At 45.4% G+C, this 15,901-nt stretch carries 18 protein-coding genes; 4 read left to right on the plus strand and 14 right to left on the minus strand.

Annotated features, from left to right (window positions below):
* Positions 1–61: 61 nt before the first annotated feature.
* From VX730_07670 to VX730_07680, 3 genes are all read right to left on the minus strand, one after another.
* Positions 62–433, minus strand: coding sequence for a hypothetical protein (locus tag VX730_07670; GenBank protein ID MEC9292261.1), 372 nt, complete (start codon positions 431–433; stop codon positions 62–64).
* A 22-nt stretch (positions 434–455) separates the two neighbouring features.
* Positions 456–1,232 carry a hypothetical protein gene (locus VX730_07675; protein ID MEC9292262.1) on the minus strand — a complete coding sequence of 259 codons (777 nt, stop codon included), beginning with the start codon at positions 1,230–1,232 and terminating at the stop codon, positions 456–458.
* 671 nt (positions 1,233–1,903) lie between these two features.
* Positions 1,904–2,167, minus strand: coding sequence for a hypothetical protein (locus tag VX730_07680; GenBank protein ID MEC9292263.1), 264 nt, complete (start codon positions 2,165–2,167; stop codon positions 1,904–1,906).
* 403 nt (positions 2,168–2,570) lie between these two features.
* Here VX730_07680 and VX730_07685 point away from each other — a divergent pair, with 403 nt between their 5' ends.
* Positions 2,571–4,502 (plus strand): methyl-accepting chemotaxis protein, encoded by a 1,932-nt coding sequence (locus VX730_07685; GenBank protein MEC9292264.1) that lies wholly within the window; start codon positions 2,571–2,573, stop codon positions 4,500–4,502.
* 66 nt (positions 4,503–4,568) lie between these two features.
* Here VX730_07685 and VX730_07690 read toward each other — a convergent pair whose 3' ends face one another.
* Both VX730_07690 and VX730_07695 read right to left on the minus strand, forming a co-directional pair.
* On the minus strand, positions 4,569–5,030 hold the full coding sequence (locus VX730_07690) for a hypothetical protein (GenBank protein MEC9292265.1): 462 nt from the start codon (positions 5,028–5,030) through the stop codon (positions 4,569–4,571).
* A 129-nt stretch (positions 5,031–5,159) separates the two neighbouring features.
* Positions 5,160–5,651 (minus strand): hypothetical protein, encoded by a 492-nt coding sequence (locus tag VX730_07695; protein ID MEC9292266.1) that lies wholly within the window; start codon positions 5,649–5,651, stop codon positions 5,160–5,162.
* A gap of 345 nt (positions 5,652–5,996) precedes the next feature.
* On the opposite strand from VX730_07695, the gene VX730_07700 reads away from it, so the two are divergent.
* On the plus strand, positions 5,997–7,208 hold the full coding sequence (locus tag VX730_07700; GenBank protein ID MEC9292267.1) for an MFS transporter: 1,212 nt from the start codon (positions 5,997–5,999) through the stop codon (positions 7,206–7,208).
* An 81-nt stretch (positions 7,209–7,289) separates the two neighbouring features.
* On the plus strand, positions 7,290–8,480 hold the full coding sequence (locus VX730_07705; protein MEC9292268.1) for an MFS transporter: 1,191 nt from the start codon (positions 7,290–7,292) through the stop codon (positions 8,478–8,480).
* A 73-nt stretch (positions 8,481–8,553) separates the two neighbouring features.
* Here the strand turns inward: VX730_07705 and VX730_07710 are convergent, their stop codons facing one another.
* From VX730_07710 to VX730_07735, 6 genes are all read right to left on the minus strand, one after another.
* Positions 8,554–9,072, minus strand: a complete 519-nt coding sequence (locus VX730_07710) for a hypothetical protein (protein ID MEC9292269.1) — start codon at positions 9,070–9,072, stop codon at positions 8,554–8,556.
* Between the two features lie 126 nt (positions 9,073–9,198).
* On the minus strand, positions 9,199–9,735 hold the full coding sequence (locus VX730_07715) for a hypothetical protein (GenBank protein ID MEC9292270.1): 537 nt from the start codon (positions 9,733–9,735) through the stop codon (positions 9,199–9,201).
* Positions 9,736–9,861: 126 nt separating this feature from the next.
* Positions 9,862–10,167, minus strand: a complete 306-nt coding sequence (locus tag VX730_07720; protein MEC9292271.1) for a hypothetical protein — start codon at positions 10,165–10,167, stop codon at positions 9,862–9,864.
* A gap of 117 nt (positions 10,168–10,284) precedes the next feature.
* Positions 10,285–10,902 carry a hypothetical protein gene (locus VX730_07725; protein MEC9292272.1) on the minus strand — a complete coding sequence of 206 codons (618 nt, stop codon included), beginning with the start codon at positions 10,900–10,902 and terminating at the stop codon, positions 10,285–10,287.
* Positions 10,903–10,921: 19 nt separating this feature from the next.
* The gene (locus VX730_07730; protein ID MEC9292273.1) at positions 10,922–11,494 is read right to left on the minus strand and encodes a hypothetical protein; all 573 of its coding nucleotides are present in this window, start codon (positions 11,492–11,494) and stop codon (positions 10,922–10,924) included.
* Positions 11,495–11,506: 12 nt separating this feature from the next.
* Positions 11,507–12,103, minus strand: coding sequence for a hypothetical protein (locus VX730_07735; GenBank protein MEC9292274.1), 597 nt, complete (start codon positions 12,101–12,103; stop codon positions 11,507–11,509).
* A gap of 384 nt (positions 12,104–12,487) precedes the next feature.
* Here VX730_07735 and VX730_07740 point away from each other — a divergent pair, with 384 nt between their 5' ends.
* Entirely contained in the window at positions 12,488–14,020 is a 1,533-nt protein-coding gene (locus tag VX730_07740) for an MFS transporter (protein MEC9292275.1), read from the plus strand.
* Between the two features lie 38 nt (positions 14,021–14,058).
* On the opposite strand, the gene VX730_07745 is transcribed toward VX730_07740, so the two are convergent.
* From VX730_07745 to VX730_07755, 3 genes are all read right to left on the minus strand, one after another.
* Positions 14,059–14,376, minus strand: coding sequence for a hypothetical protein (locus tag VX730_07745; protein MEC9292276.1), 318 nt, complete (start codon positions 14,374–14,376; stop codon positions 14,059–14,061).
* A 130-nt stretch (positions 14,377–14,506) separates the two neighbouring features.
* Positions 14,507–14,983 (minus strand): hypothetical protein, encoded by a 477-nt coding sequence (locus VX730_07750; GenBank protein ID MEC9292277.1) that lies wholly within the window; start codon positions 14,981–14,983, stop codon positions 14,507–14,509.
* Positions 14,984–15,112: 129 nt separating this feature from the next.
* Complete coding sequence (locus VX730_07755) at positions 15,113–15,898, minus strand: hypothetical protein (protein MEC9292278.1); 786 nt, start codon at positions 15,896–15,898, stop codon at positions 15,113–15,115.
* Between the last annotated feature and the right edge of the window lie 3 nt (positions 15,899–15,901).

The following is a 15,901-nucleotide window of genomic DNA, read 5'->3' on the forward strand; positions in this document are numbered from 1 at the left end:
TGTATTGAAACCGAATAAAAGGCCTCCCAAACGGGAGGCCTTTTTGTGTGCTGTAAACCTACTAAGGTTTTGGGTACATGCTTTTTACGGCTTGTACAGTTTCAAGCATGCCAGATGTATATGCATCTAGTGTTGTGCCACTTGCTTCAAGAGCAGCAAAACCTTTCCAGATGGCATCCAGTTGTTCACCCATATCTGGGTAAGCTTTTTTACGCTCTGTTTTATAAACAGTGGCATTATGTTCTGCTTCTGCTTGCATGACATATGGGGCCAACTCTTCAAGTGTTGGCTCTGCAAGGCCTGCAACGTTCCAGCCATCAATAATAGTACTCTGACCATCATGAATAATTACAAAATCAGTCATGTTATTAATTGTTTTTCCGTTTTCTTTTCCGTAAATATCAATGGCTTTTGAGATGAAATTGAGGTTCATAATTAAATTCCTTTTTAGACGCTTAGTTTGAAAGCTTAATGGCTGTAAATGTCGTGTCACCTGTGTATTGAGACAGGTTTTGATTGCTGCCATGGCTATGCCAAACGTAACCTTCTAGGTAATCTGTTGTGCCGTTCATCTGTACAATGTAGCTGGCAGAAAATGAGGACTTAATTGTGCCCGCATATTGAGAAAGACCCCAAAGTGATGGCGTATGAGCTGAACCATTTTTATAGAGTGAAGCGTATGTATAAGCACCATCCGTACCGTTGTTAAACTTCCAGTCCATACGCACAAGGTATGAACCTGATTCTGTGGGCTGGAAACGGTGGTTGGTTGTGGTATCAAACCAGCTTTCATTATCGGTAAAGTCACCTATTGCGCTATTAAACTGCACTTTTGTAAGTGTGTTTGTATTAATGCTTTGGCTACCGCTGCGGCCTACAAACGTATGCTTGAGTCCTGCACCACCAAGGGCAGCAATCGCTTCAGCTGTACGTTCTGGTGTCATAAGCTTATCAGTCGCTGTACCAGCCTCAGCTTCAGCTGTGCTTGCGACCGCACTGTTTGTAAGGGCTGCAAAGTCTACGGTAGATGGGGCAGGAATGTTGTCCCAAGCGCTACCATTGTACATTTTAAGCAGGCTGTTTGCTGTGTCGTACCACAGCATGCCCGCAACAGGGCTACTTGGCGCCGTCGTGCCGCTGTTCATACTTTTAAGAGCTGAGAGCGCACTGTTTAGGTCGCTTCTAAAGCTTGGAAATGCCTGATTGGCAATGCTCAAACCATGTTGACTCATGTGTTTATATCCTTCCTATTTATGCATAAATATTTGGAAGTATTGGAGCATGGGTATACTGAGGTGAGAAGGTGGTGAAGTATTGGTGCTAGCCACTGGCTGCTTTATTTATATTCTTCACTCTCAGCCTTCCATTTAGAAAATGTAAAATTTTCAAAATGAAACTCTCCGTGAAGTATGGTCTTAGTTTAAAGCTTATTTTTGCAAAAATAGCGCTCCGCTCTATTTTTAGTTGCTTTAAACCGATCAAAACCTCTTAAGGTTTTGGCTACACTTCGTTTCGCACCTTATAAGGCAAACACCTCTACCGTCTCCCCATGCATCGCGGTGCGACAGCGTAGCCGTAGCGTTCAGGCGCTACGGCGGAAATGCCCAGTTATGCAAGCGCTTGGAAAGCGTGCAGCATGCAAAAGAATGGGCATTTTCAAGACCATACTTCACGGGGTACGCTATTTAACAAATTTTATATTTGAAAAATAGTGGGCTGAGAGTGAAGAAAAAATACCGCCCCACCAAGATATAAATAAAGCAGTATCAGACAAATAAAAACTCCCTCGGGGTGAGAGGGAGTTTTTGGATTTTGCGAAAGGACTTAAGACGTTGGGTAGGGGGATAAGGAGGGGAATAAGAACGTCCTAAATCCATGCGCAAAACTGTTTGAAAGGCTTGGCTTAGTGGCTCACCATCTTTGGTGAAACGTGGCGCAGGATGCGGTCTTGGCGACCAGACATGCGGATTGTGCCTTTGCCTTCGTTATGCTCAATATCAACATCTGATGCTTTAAGCATAAGTGTTAGGTAACCTTTTGATACTGTTGTGTCTTTCATTTCAACAGTTGCCTTAGTATCATCTTCAAGGTCTTGTTTAACATTTAGTACGCCAGGTACGTCTTCTAGCATTTCGCTCAATGTCATCACTTCAAAGTTTGCTGTCATAATATGTTCCTCCATTACAGGCTTTGGTTTGTGTGTACTTAGTCTGTTTTCCCTAATTTTAGGGAGCAGTTGAGCGTTCTCTTGCTATGAAGAGTCAGCTCAGGAGACTGCGCGCCGATCCGTGTGTGGCGTGCTTCTCCAAAAAGGTTAGGTAGGTTTGTGCTAACTGCACTAAGGTTTTTTTATACTGGGGCGACCGTACCAGTGCAGCTTGGAAGTTTGATGTCTGTTTCCTCGCTGGTAATTAGGATATGATAAGTCTTGCATACAATTTCAAGGGTGATCAAACAAAAAAGTTAAAATTAATAAAAAAATTCTTCTGAAGACCCAAAGAAACAAAGGTTTTCACTATGGTGTTTTTAGTTTATGATGGTGAACAAATAATAATAAAAAGTAAGAATTTATGCGCCGTTTGACGCCTTTTTCTTTGCCCTTTTTCAAAGATGGGCTTTCGTTTCGTGACCGTTTTGAAGGGTTTGTAGATAGCCTGCTGTTTCGTATTTACCTGTTTGGCCTGGTGCCTGTTATTGCCATTTGTGCGCTAGGTATTAATATTTTATACCCTAAAGGGTATGACTACGTTCAGATCACTGAAGAACAAAGCCTGCTGGATACACACCGCACGCTCTTTAGCTTGCACACAAGCCTTGTTGAAGAACAACGTGAAAGCGTGATTTATACGCTGAGTGCTTTTAGAGAGAACAGAAACAAGCTGGCAGACATTCATGCAGATGTCTCTGCTGCTTTCTCACGTTTAGAGGCGGCACAGGATAAGCTTTCTAAAGAAAATTCATGGATTAAAGACGAGGGGATTGAATCTGCTCTGATTGAAAAAATTCTTCAAACCTCAGAGCTCTTAGAGCGCCTGCGTTTTGGCATTAAATCTGAAGAATTAACGGATGCAACGCTCGTTTATGAGAGTTATACAGAGATTTTGGCTGATTTACGCATTGCTTTTGAAGAGGCGATTGCTCTGTCACCGAGTATGGCTGAGCGTAGTTTAGCGCTCCTCACAGCTATGGATGCGACGTACGCATTGTCTAGCATTGAGCTTCAAGCACAATTAAAACTGCTTCCAGAAGGCACACAAGAGGTGAAAACCTATCCTCATGCCGCAGGAAAAGCAGAAGTATATCTCGCTCTGATTCGTCAATCTCTACCAGATGTTGAGCGATTCTCATTCTCTATGGGTGAGCAGGATGTGATGGCTTACCTTGCTGGTACAGATGAAGGCACCTATGAACGTAGCATAAAGGCTCTAGACGACCTCTCTAGCCACATTTGGGCGCAAGTGAACACGGAGATGCTCGCAGAGCAAAATATGATTTTGAGAAGCTTTACAGCTTGGACCTTTGGTGTGGTTTCCCTTCTTCTGTTGATGACGTGGTTTGGTTGGATGATTGCTGGACGTATTCGCAAAGGCGTAAATGAAGTCACAGCCGCTCTTGAAGCACTTAAAAGCTGTGAACTGTCTCGCCGTTGTGATCTGTACGGTCATGATGAGTTTTCTAAGTTGGGTGATACGTACAATAACGTTACAGAACACCTGGAAGGGGTGATTCAAGCGGTACGCGGTACCTCTAAAGACCTTATGGAAGAAACGCAGAAGGTGGCTCTTAACTCGAGCCGCATGAGTGTATCTTGCCACGATCAAGTTAAGAGTATTGGCCATATTCAAACAGCAATGGATGCGTCTAGCTCTGCGGTAACAAACGCAAACGAGGCCGCGCGTGTTGCAACACATATGATCCAGAAGATGACAGGGAACTTAAGTGCCGTAAACGCTTCTGTAAAAGACCTTGAAACCAATGCAGATGAAATTTCTTTCGTAACAGACTCTATTGATGAGATTGCTGGCAAAATTAACTTGCTATCCCTAAACGCTGCCATTGAGGCTGCGCGTGCAGGTGAAGCTGGGCAAGGGTTTGCTGTTGTTGCAGATGAAATTCGCAAGCTTGCACAAAGTGCAGCAAAGTCTAACGCACAAATTAAATCTGCTATGGAAAAAATGGCAGAGAATGTTCGTGATAGTGTTGGTGAAATTCATGGTGTAAGTACCATTCTTGGTGATGTAGAAGGTAAGGTGCAGCACCTGAACCAAACCATGGACAGCCAAATGACAGCTTACGGCAATATGGTGGATGCCATTGAAGACTTCAACACGCGTATGGATACTCTAAAAGCAGATGTAGACGCAACAAACAGTGTGGCAGGTACGCTTTCACAATACGCATATAACATGGATTACCAGGTTCAGGTGTTTAGCCTAACTGGTGATACACCTCTTGAAGAAGAGGTAAACATTACAGACGATGATGACATTGATCTGTTTTAATGTTGCTTAGAGGTAGGCAAAAAAAAGCCCCGCTGTCATAGCGGGGCTTTTCGTATCGATTAGGCTTTATTGGGGCGCATTGTCATCAGCAAACTTCTGCAAGTCTTCTTTCTTCTGTTTGGCTTTAAAAGAAAAAACACTCAGTGCTTTAGACAGGAGCAGGATGTAAGCTTCTCCCAAAAAGGGCACGGTCGCAAAGAGTAGGTACATCACTAGTAAAATTTTGCCGATATAGTTCAGGCCAAAAATCATGAGGACCAGACTGATGACAAACCCGTAGAAGCAGGTCATGAACAGCATGGCGTAGTAGTCCATCAGGTTACCCTTTTTAGGGTGAGGGTTGGACTCGTAGTCCTCGCCATGTGAGAGAGCAAGGCCGTGAACACACAGGCCAAAAATCATGGCGCCAGTTGCAGGGGTGAAGTCAATGAAGGAGACCATAACATAAACCAGCATGAATAGATGGCCTACGACATAACCTGAAAAGTTCAGCACATAATTCAGTGCATTTGCAAAATAGGATTTCATGAAGAAGCTCCGTGTAAGTAGCGGGAAGGAAGATGTAAGTATTAAGGTGGATATAGGGAGGTTCTATTTTAAATCAACCCTAGCATGAAGAAAAAGCCCCCCAAAACATGGGGGAGCTTTTCATATCGATTAGGCTTTGTTGTTCTCAGCCCATTTCCACATGGAAGCCCATTTACGGGCAACCGCAGCGCGGAAAGGCGCCAGTGCATCGGTCAGCCATTCAAAAACAAACTCAGTTGCACGGCCAACAGGGCGGGGCAGAAGGCGTGCTGCCACGTAGTAGCCCAGAAGAATATGCTGAATCAGAGTAAACTGCGTATTGGTCGCAGAGCCCATCATGAACAAGTTCATACTGATCAGGCCAAAGAACAGGCAGTATATGCCCATCAGGCCATTGCGTTCATAGGCTGCCATTTCAAAAGATTTGGTACCGTACTCGGTAAACTTCCAAACCCAAAAGTGGATAAAGCCGCCAATTGCCAAAATGAAAGGTGTGGCAACAGCAAGGCTGGGGGCCATGATCACTGCAAAGGCTGAAAGCACCAGCCCAACAGCATGAATGAACAGAAGTTCTACGCGCTCACGCACCAGAACCATCGTATTTGCAATCAAGGTTTTCATGAGGAGGTATCTCCAGAAAAGGGAAGGAAAGGTTATGAATTACAACGAGGTATACAGGTGGTTAGGGGAGGCCGTCAAAATAAAAATCTCACCACAGGCTTGCAATGCCTATTTTTTATGCATACACTTTAAGTATGAGACAGTATGTACCAGCACAAAATCAAGCCACTCGTTCTATGGGTGATTTTGTTGTGTCTGAAGGTAAACTTGCCATTACTGGTGGTAACCCTCAGCGGTAGGTCGGTCTCATACAATAAACACCGACCAACAGTTCCAAGGTCGGTTTTTTAAACTCTAAAATTCTCTCTCTGTAACTGTGGTCCCTAACAATAAGGAGACAGACCTATGCGGACTTTACGCACACAGCATCCGCTTGATAGAAACACATACTTACTAAATCTACTTGCCTTTTTAAACAACGCAATGTTCGTCATTCCGATTATTGTGGTGTATTACAAGGCGCATAAAAGCGTCGGTTTTACAGGCTTCCTTATCGGGGAAGCGGCTTTCGCTCTGGTGGTTATTCTGATGGAAGTTCCGAGTGGTTACCTGAGTGATGTATGGCGCCGTAAGTCTGTGTTATGGCTTGGTATGGCTTGGCAGATTCTTGGTTTCGGTCTCCTTTGGTTAGGAGATGGACTCTTCATGATGGTGCTTGCACAATCTATCGTTGGAGTAGGGGTAAGCCTCTACAGTGGTACCAACAGGGCACTGCTTTACGATAGCTTGCAAGAGCGTGGCAAGGCTGCTGCTTATACCAAGCATAGCGGTGGTTTACACACTTGGGGTATGATCGGTGGTGCTGTGAGTGCACTTGTGGGTGGTTTCTTTTATGAAGCTCAACCGCATTTGCCAGCGATGCTTACTGTTGTATCTGTTGCGCTTGCTGCTTTGGTTGCTCTGTTTTTGGTGGAGCCGAACCGTCACAAGCAAGAGGTACAGAAAAATCCACTTGCTGATATGGTAAGTGTGATGAAATATACCCTTCACGGCCATAAAGAGGTGGCATGCCTAATCCTCTTTATGACCAGCGTATTCGTGACAACCAACCTGATGTTCTGGCTGCACCAACGCTACTGGGTTGATGGTGGCATTCCTGAGAGCATGTTTGGTGTTTTGATGGCTGTTGGTATGGGTATTAACGCCATTGGAGCGGGCTTTGCGCACCGTATAGAAAGCAAATTACGCTTTGTGCATATTGTGTGTGTACTGACGTTTGTGACATTTGTGGCTTACGGGCTTGCTGTGCTTATGCCGCATAGGTTGGGTATCTTTGCTTTATTGCTAGGTGGCCTTGCCTATGGTATGGGAACGCCGCTTATGGATGCCGCTGTCAATAAACGCATTGAAAGCCATCGCCGTGCAACGGTGTTAAGTGTTAAAAGCCTAGTACACCGTTTGATCTTTCTGCCATTGAGCCTCTTGATTGGCCCACTTGCAGACGATTATAGCGCAAAGGTTGCTATGGCGAGCTTGTTGGTGTTCATGATTGTAGGTGTGGCGCTCAGCTTCATCTGTATGGCAAGGCACCATATGTTTGCGCCAAAAGGCACATAATCGAACCATAAAACCACCCTTTGCATGTGCAGGGGGTGGTTTTTTCTTGCCTGTTTTAGACGCTCACAACAGAGTAAAAGTATGAACAGTCACCTCAACAGAAACGTCTATCTTCTCAATGTGCTCGGCTTTTTAAATAATGCCATGTTTATTGTGCCGATTGTGGTTTTGTATTTAGAGGCACAAAAAGGTGTTGGCTTTACTGGGTTTTTAATTGGTGAATCTCTGTTTTCTCTGGTGATGATCTTTATGGAAATTCCTAGCGGTTATTTAAGTGATGTATGGCGCAGGAAGCAGGTGCTTGCCATTGCCATGGTTTGGAAGACCATTGGTCTTTGTGTGCTCTTTTTCGGGAGCGGTTTTGCTATGGTTCTTTTCGCGCAGTGCCTTATTGGCATTGGCGCTAGCTTGAATAGTGGTACCAACAGTGCGCTGCTATACGATACCTTGCTCTCTCAGGGGAGGGAAAAACTGTTTAGTAAGCTTAATGGGCGCCGACTTATGTTTGGTATGATTGGCTCATCGAGTACGGCTCTGGTGGGTGGCTACCTTTATACGCTCCATCCAGAGTTCCCAGTATTGATCTCTATTGTCTCTCTTATGCTGGCTGTACTAATTTGTGTATTTATGATTGAGCCTGAGCGTCATAAAGAGACCGTCCAGAAAAACCCGTTTGCAGATATGTTGAGCGTTATGAAATATACGCTTCATGGCCATAAAGAGCTGGCCTGCTTGATTGCCTTTATTACCAGCATCTTTGTGACTTGTAATTTGATGCTATGGGTACAGCAGCGCTACTGGATTGAAAGCGGTATCAGTGAAATTTGGTTTGGTGTGCTGATGGCCATTGGTGTTGGCTTTAATGCTGTAGGGGCATTTTTTGCGCATAAGCTGGAAGAACGTTTGCGCTTTATTCATATTGTGAGCCTTATGGCGGCACTGCCTTTTATCTTTTATGGGCTCTCTATTGTACTGCCATACTCTGCGGGTATTTATACGCTTATGCTGGGTGGTTTTGCTTGGGGCATTGGTCAGCCGCTTATGGATAGCGCAATTAACCACCGTGTGGGGAGTTCAAGGCGTGCAACAGTTTTGAGCGTAAAGAGCTTGGTGCACCGCTTTGCCTTTATTCCTTTAACGCTTCTGGCTGGGCCTCTCGCGGATATGTATAACGCAAAAGTCGCGATGACAGGGTTGTTGATCTTGATGGTTATGGGCGTGTTTTTCAGTGTTCTATGTATGAGGCACCACCATATGTTGAATGAGAGGTAGCTATAAGCAAAAGCAAACACCCCGCAAAAGCGGGGTGTTTTATGTTTTATCGATAACTCACAGGGAAAGTGTGTTACTGGCTCTGGAAAGAGCCTGAAAAAGATTTGATCTTGTTTTCAGCAAGAAAAAAGAACCAGGAGACGATGCCTATGAAAAAGGCAACGCTGTTTAGCCCGTGCATAATGGGAGCACGCTCGAGCATGCTATACGGGTTTGTATCGGCCCATGCAGGCGGAGTCGTGACGGTCCATGCCATCGCTAAAATAACTAGGATGGCCATGGCGCCCATCCTTGAAAACGTTGCCGTCGAATCTCTCCTGTGGGTATCTTCTTCCCATTGAGGGTCGCCTTCATAGTAGGTCATATCACCATGGGGAGGCTCGACGATTTCTCCACGCTGGGTGCTATTTGCCCAGCAGGCAAGCAGCACAAGGGGGAGAAGGCCGATGGCATAGCTGCCAAAGAACCAAAGGAGCCCGCCATAGGTCAGAACAGTTGCAAAGGTTTGCCAGAAAATGAGTCCACCTTTCAGGTGGTTGAGGGCAAACATTGCAAAATCTTGCTTGGCAAGTGTGATGAATGTCGGTTTCATGGGAGGTACCTCATGCAAAGAACGGTTTAGATTGGGTTAGTACCTTGTGTTATGGGGTTGGTTTCCTTTATTTTCAAGAGGCAAAAAGTAAAACCCCAGCACATTGCAGGGGTTTTACTTTATCGCTTAATCAGTTGGGACGGCAATTTCATCAACCCGTTTTTTCAGAGCGTGATAGCTGTTGGCAACAGCATTGCGCTTTTCCATCAGCCATGGCATGGGCACATCCCAAACGAAAAGGGCAAGTGCAAAGCCAATCAGGTGGCCGCTGGGGTGAATTAGGCTGACGCCAAATGTGACAGGTACGCAGCAGCAAGCCACTTTAGCCTTAAGGCCGTAAAGCTTGTTTTCTGCTTGGTGCGCATCCCACGTTTTTTGCCATTCTGCATGGAATTTTTCGAATTCCTCACCAGTTTTGGCATTGCAGTCATGAATCATGATGTCGAGGCTTTGTTCGTCATGAACGGTGTATTTGGCGCTCATCAGGTAAGCAAGCAAAAACACCACGATAAAGCCTGTGCCCAAGAAGGCAAGTGAGACACCAATCAAGGTGAGAGCGGCCAAGTAAATTGGCGCAACAGAAAGAATCTCTTTCTCAACATGGCGAAAAGTAAACCATTTGAGGAAGGCGAGATCTCTTAAAACACGGCTATGTGTTCTCATGTTTTTGATCCTTTGAAAGGGGTGCAGATTGAAAGTTATGGCTTTTATATAGTGCTTCTCTTATATGCTTTCAACCTCTAAAAGCCAAAGCCCTGCAACATGTGCAGAGCTTTGGGTCTTAATCGTTTAGAAGATGTTGATGAAATCCTCAACATTATAGCCAGCCAGGCCAGCGCAGATTGCGGTAATGGACAGGGGAATGCCCAAAAACGAAATGTTGCCGATGAGGTTGGCGTTATAGCGTGTCGCAATCCATGAAATGAGGATGCTGAGGGTCAATGCACCAATGCTGTACTGCATCAGTGCTGACAGCTCCATAAAGGTGCCTGGCAAGCCGCCAAAAAACGTGGTCAGCGTCTCCAAGACATTTTGCCAGGAGAGGTCGATGTTCGTTGCGGTGGTTTCGGAGGAAGGTGCAGGCGTATTTGCCATGGTAAACCTCATAAGGTTAGGGAAGGAAGATATTACGTCACCTTAAAATGGGGTAGGGGGCACGCTTTTTCAAGTCTTAAGCATAATAAAAAGTCCCTCAGTTGAGGGACTTTTAGATTATCGGCAATCGCCGCGCCATTCGCCGTTAGAGTTGTAGCGACAGAAGCTATTACTTTGAATTTCATAGCTACCGTTATTACAACGGACAAAAGCTGTACCATAATTGGTGTCATGGCTACATTCTCCGCCGTAAGCATCAGATGTTGAAGAAATGACGCCATGTGGTGTTGGAGATGTGCGTGCAGTACACGTGAGTGCTCTGCTGCCATATGAACCTGTCCATGTAATTGTAACTTGCCCACATCCGTTACCTGATGAAACAGTATCCGTGCCGCCGAGATCTTCATGAGAGACACAACCACTTCCATTGGCTTCAGGATGGTCAGGCCAGTAAATACTTGTAGTGCTGCGGTCATTACAAGCCGTACGTCTGTTTTCTTGCGCGGTAAGTGCATTAATTTGTGCTTCTGCGGCATCCATTTCCGCCTCAACTGTATCCATCTCACTTTCAAGTGTATCAATGCGAGGCCTTACACTATTGGCAAAGCTTTCCATCATGTTTTTGAGGGATGTCATTTGACGAGACAGCCCTTCACCGCGCGTTGTTTGCGTAAAGGCAGTCACGCCTACTGAGACGCAGAGAGTTGTTGTGAGAATAAGTTTTGTATATTTCATAGCTTTTTCTTTTGTTTAATTAACGACAGCTATTCCAAGTACGTCTACATGTTCTACCCGTTCCAACAAATGAGTATGAACCATTAGAGCAACGTACTCGAGCTGATCCTAGATATTGATCTCGGCAACCTGTGTCAGGATCATTGATGATAATTTCAATAGAATCAGGTGTTGGAGGAGTGCTTGCCATACATGTAGCCCCATTACCTGTCCATGTAATAGTTTGCACACCACATCCTTGGTTGGTTGTGGTGGTTGTCTGTCCTGTACCAAGGTCATTATGAGAGACGCAGCCATTTCCATTAGCATCAGGATGATCAGGCCAATAGATACTTGTATTAGTACGGTCATTACAAGCCGTTCGTCTGTTTTCCTGAGCTGTAAGTGCGTTAATTTGCGCTTCAGCAGCATTCATTTCAGTTTCTAAGGTTGTAATGCGAGGTCGTATATCATTGGCAAAACTTTCCATCATGTTTTTGAGAGAGACCACTTGGCGAGAAATACCTTCACCTGCACGCGTTTGTGAAAAGGCAGCTGTACCAAGCGAAGCGCTCAATACTGTTACAATAAGTAGTTTCTGAAATTTCATCATAATGTCCTTTATCTATCGACAACTGCCGCCCCAGTCTGGATGGCTTCTTGATACGCCTTCGCAAACAGTTGGCTCTGATGTTACATGCTCATATGTTCCGTTATTACATCTAAAGGTGGCTTGTCCTCGTACGCCTGTGGTGTATCTGTTTTGGCAAGTTGGACTCGGGGCAGTGTTGTAGTTAAATACATATGTAAGCCCATCAGGAATTGAGCTCGCATTACCACTGCATGTTCTGCCGTTAGCTGTCCATGATACCGTACGGTTTTGACAGCCTGCACCTGTTGTTACAGTTTCACCTGTACCAAGGTCTTCGTGAGAAACACAGCCTGTTGTCGCATCTGCTTCTGGATGGTTTGGCCAGTAGATGCTGGAATCACCAGAAATGTTGTTACACGTCGTACGTTCATTTTCACGGTCTTGAAGGTCTGAAACATCGGTTTCTAGTGTGTTGATGCGTGGGCGGATGTCATTGGCAAAGCTTTCCATCATGCTTTTAAGAGAGATAACTTGGCGAGATAGTCCTTCGCCACGTATCGTTTGTGCAAACGCCGCAAAGCCAACAGATGTACAAACAACTGCTGTAATAATTAAACTCTTGTATTTCATAGCAATACCCCTTTATCAAGTCCCAGTAATATTTTATGGATCATAGCATTAATTAAACTGCCATTTTATATTGCGACGCTAAGAGTTTGTTTCCAGAATGACCTATGTTGCGAAAAAAACTCAAAAAAGGGGTTGCAACGCCTAAAAATACGCGTCATGCTTTTAGTTATGAAAAGATTTAACGACCAAAAACCTATGATGAACCATATGCACTCCACTTGGGGTATGTATGGCATGTTTACGTGTAAACGTAATCGCTTCATCGGGTAAAAGGGTCGTTACCAGAATAAAAACAACACAATCGACCCAGTTCTAGGGTCGAATTTTTTATATTTAAGCAAAGTCTGTCCATAGAACTGGGGTAAAACCACAGGAGAAAACGTCATGAGTGACGTACTGGACGCAAATAGGATTGCGAGACAAAACATTATCATTACAAACGCATTATCTTTCCTGAATAATGCCATGTTTGTTGTGCCGATTATTGTGGTGTATTACGCCGCACAAAAAAGCGTAGGGCTTACTGGGTTTCTAGTAAGTGAAGCTGCGTTTGCTTTGGCCATGGTCATGATGGAAGTACCAAGCGGGTACCTTAGTGACCACTGGAAGCGTAAGTACACGCTGGCTCTTGGGTTTGTTATTCAAACGGTTGGATTTGTTGTAATGTGGCTCGGGGAAGGGTTCCTGCTGATGGTCATTGCACAGGCTATTTGCGGTCTTGGTATGAGCTTTGTGAGTGGTACAGGGAGCGCGCTGATCTACGATAGTCTACTTGGTGCAGATGCACAAAACTCAAATGTTGATACAGGAGACACGAGCACAAGTGTGCGAGCAAAAGCTTCAGAGCTTTTGAGCGAAGGGGCACAAAGTGGCGCTGGCTACGTAAGTAGCCGTGCCTCTTCAAGAAATAAAGCAACTAGCTTGGCTGGCACTGGTGCTCATGTAAATAGCAGCAAGGTGAGTGAAAGTGGCCCAGCTCTCACGCAATGGCTTACAAATAGCCCGTCACGTAGCCGCTACAAAGCTGTTCTGCTGGGTAACTTGTTTAGTAGAAGCACAAAGAAAATTGGTGTGGCGCAGTACAGTAAAATCAGTGGTCGCATGCACGCTTACGGCATGGTGGGTGCGGCAGTGAGTGCTCTGGCTGGTGGTTACATTTACAGCGTGGGTGTTGAGATCCCAACAATCTTGAGTGCGTTCGCAATGGCGCTTGCAGCTATAGCTTCTCTTGGACTTGTTGAGGTAACACGCCTTAAAGAAACGCGGAAGAAAAATGCGTTGAAAGAAATGGCCAGCGTGGTGAAGTACGCCCTTGGCGGACACAAGGAAGTCGCGAGTATTCTGCTCTTCAGTAGTAGTGTGTTTGTGGTATGTAACTTGATGTTCTTCCTGCACCAAAGCTACTGGATTGAAGGTGGTATTGATACCAAGCAGTTCGGAATCCTGATGGCTATTGGCATGATGGTAAACGCGCTGGGTTCAAGCCTTGCTTACGCACTAGAAGGTCGTCTGCGTTTTGTGCAAATGGTGGCTATCATTGCGGCACTGCCACTGCTTTCATACGGGCTTGCTGTGTTGCTTCCGTTTGGGGCTGGTATTTACGCTCTGTTCCTAGGTGGACTTGCGTGGGGAATGGGCAGACCACTCATGGAAGCTGCTGTGAACCGCCGTATTGAGAGTGACCGCAGGTCTACTGTCATGAGTGTGGGGAGTGTCCTTCACAGGCTCGCATTTGTACCGCTCACATTTGTAGCGGGGCCAACGGCAGAAGCTTACGGTGTTAAAGCAGCGATGGTTGCACTGCTTGTATTAATGACACTCACAGCAGGCGCAAGTTTGGTGGTTATGGCAAAAAGTGGCCTGCTTACAACCAGACAAAAAACACAGCCAGATGAGAGGAGTATTCAGAAGGCCTAAACTAAAACCTCCCCAGTAGGGGAGGTTTTACATTTCGATTATATCCGCTCCTTACGCAGAGATAGAAAGCACTTCCAGCGCTCAAGAAAGAGAATCAATGTCAGCCAGCCGAGGCTAAAGCCGTACATGGTTTCATTGGCGTAGCGAGACTCTGTCACGATGGCTTGGTCCATTGCGCAGAACCACCACGCGACAAGAAAGATGATGAGCCTTTGGCCCACATTTTTGCCTTCAAAAAACATAAGGACAAGTGTGCCGAAGAAGACCAGCAAAGCCATAGGCTCAGCGTAGTTGAAGTGTACATAAGCACAGGCTAAAAGCACAAGGGTTGTACTATAAAACCAAAGCTTTTTCATTGGGATTATCCTTTTCGGGATATATGAAACAGGAAATAGAGATAGGTGTTGCCGCCTGTGTAACCTGCCTTGCTATATATGTCAAAATAAAACCACCCCGTAAGGAGTGGCTTTATATATCGGATTTATTTTAGTCGTCTAGGTTCTTGCGATCCCAGTCATCTGCAGCAGTTTTGAGCTTGTTATTAACCAGCTGATAAAAGGTGAGACCACCTTCATATTCCTTAACCGCAAAAAAGTATGCAGCGTAATAGAGGAACAGCACAGAAATCATAGCTTTTGCAGCCATGTCATGTGTTGCTTGCGTAGCTACGCCTGACTCTTTGCAAACATAATAGATTGCAAAAGTGCCTACAACAGAGAGAATCCCGCCGTAGAGGCTTAAACCTTTCAACCTTTCGCTTTCTTGCTCAGAAAGCTGAGTGGTTTGCATGAAGTGGTTGGTAAAGTACATGGTGCTGGGCACAATAAAGAACAGTGCCAAGTTTATGTGCATTGTGAGTGGGACAAGCACGTAACAGGTGAGCATCCAGAGGGCTATCATCGGGTTATTCCAAATCCAATAGCCGATACGAGCAAAGTTGATACCTTTAAAGTTGCGTTTCACAGAGTAGCTCCATTATGTGAAAAGTGAGTGGAGAGATCAGAGATTACTTTATTGGGTATCATGCACTTAGAGGTGTTGTCAAAACAAAACCACCCCTTGGAAAAAAGGGGTGGTTTCATATTCGATTTTTTACTGAGAGTTCAGCTCTGCGCGCAGAGCGTCTGCTTCGGCATGCAGCTCTTCTGCGTTTAACAGTTCGTCAAACGAGAAGGCTTGCACAGGAGCACCTACATCCGTAAGAGTATAGATGAATATAACGCGTGCGTCCCAGTCCACAAGGCGGTCTACCCTGTAATTACCATCCTCGATACTGTAACTCATGCTGAGTTTCATGCATGTTCCAGCATTGTAGCATTCAGTGAGAGCTTCTTGAGCTTGAGGGCTCAAGTTTGCATAATTCAGAGTGACTTGACCACGTCTGAACTTATACGTGATCAGGCCTGTTGAGCGGTCTGAGACACGGTAAAGGTCCCAGTTTTTTACAGGTGAGACGTCGTGGCTCTGTACAACACCTTCTGAAGAGGCTGGCGCAACGGTTAAAGCACGGGCTTGATAGGTCTCAATTTGTGCAAGTGCTGCGTTGAGTGCGTCAGATTCCGCTTGGATTTCAGCCAAGCGTGCTTCGGCAGATGCCACAGCTTGCGCTGCGTTTTCAGCTTCAGAAAATACGGGCGCAAGGGCGTCAGCCTGTGCTTGAAGGCTCTGCAGTTCCGCTTGCTTTGCAGCAATGTCAGCGTCCAGAGAGGCCTGCTTGGCCACGTTGAGGCGGAAGGTTTCTTCTTGAACACCAATCAGTGTTTGATTGGCTTCAATTGTTGCCTCTTGCTCTGCAATTTTTGCAGCGCGTTCATCTTCGCCACAACCAGTCAGAAAAGCAAAAGAAACGAGGGCGGTACCCAATAGAAGTTTTTTCATGGA

The organism is Pseudomonadota bacterium, assembly GCA_036141575.1.
Taxonomy (GTDB): Bacteria; Pseudomonadota; Alphaproteobacteria; order UBA2136; family JAPKEQ01; genus JAPKEQ01.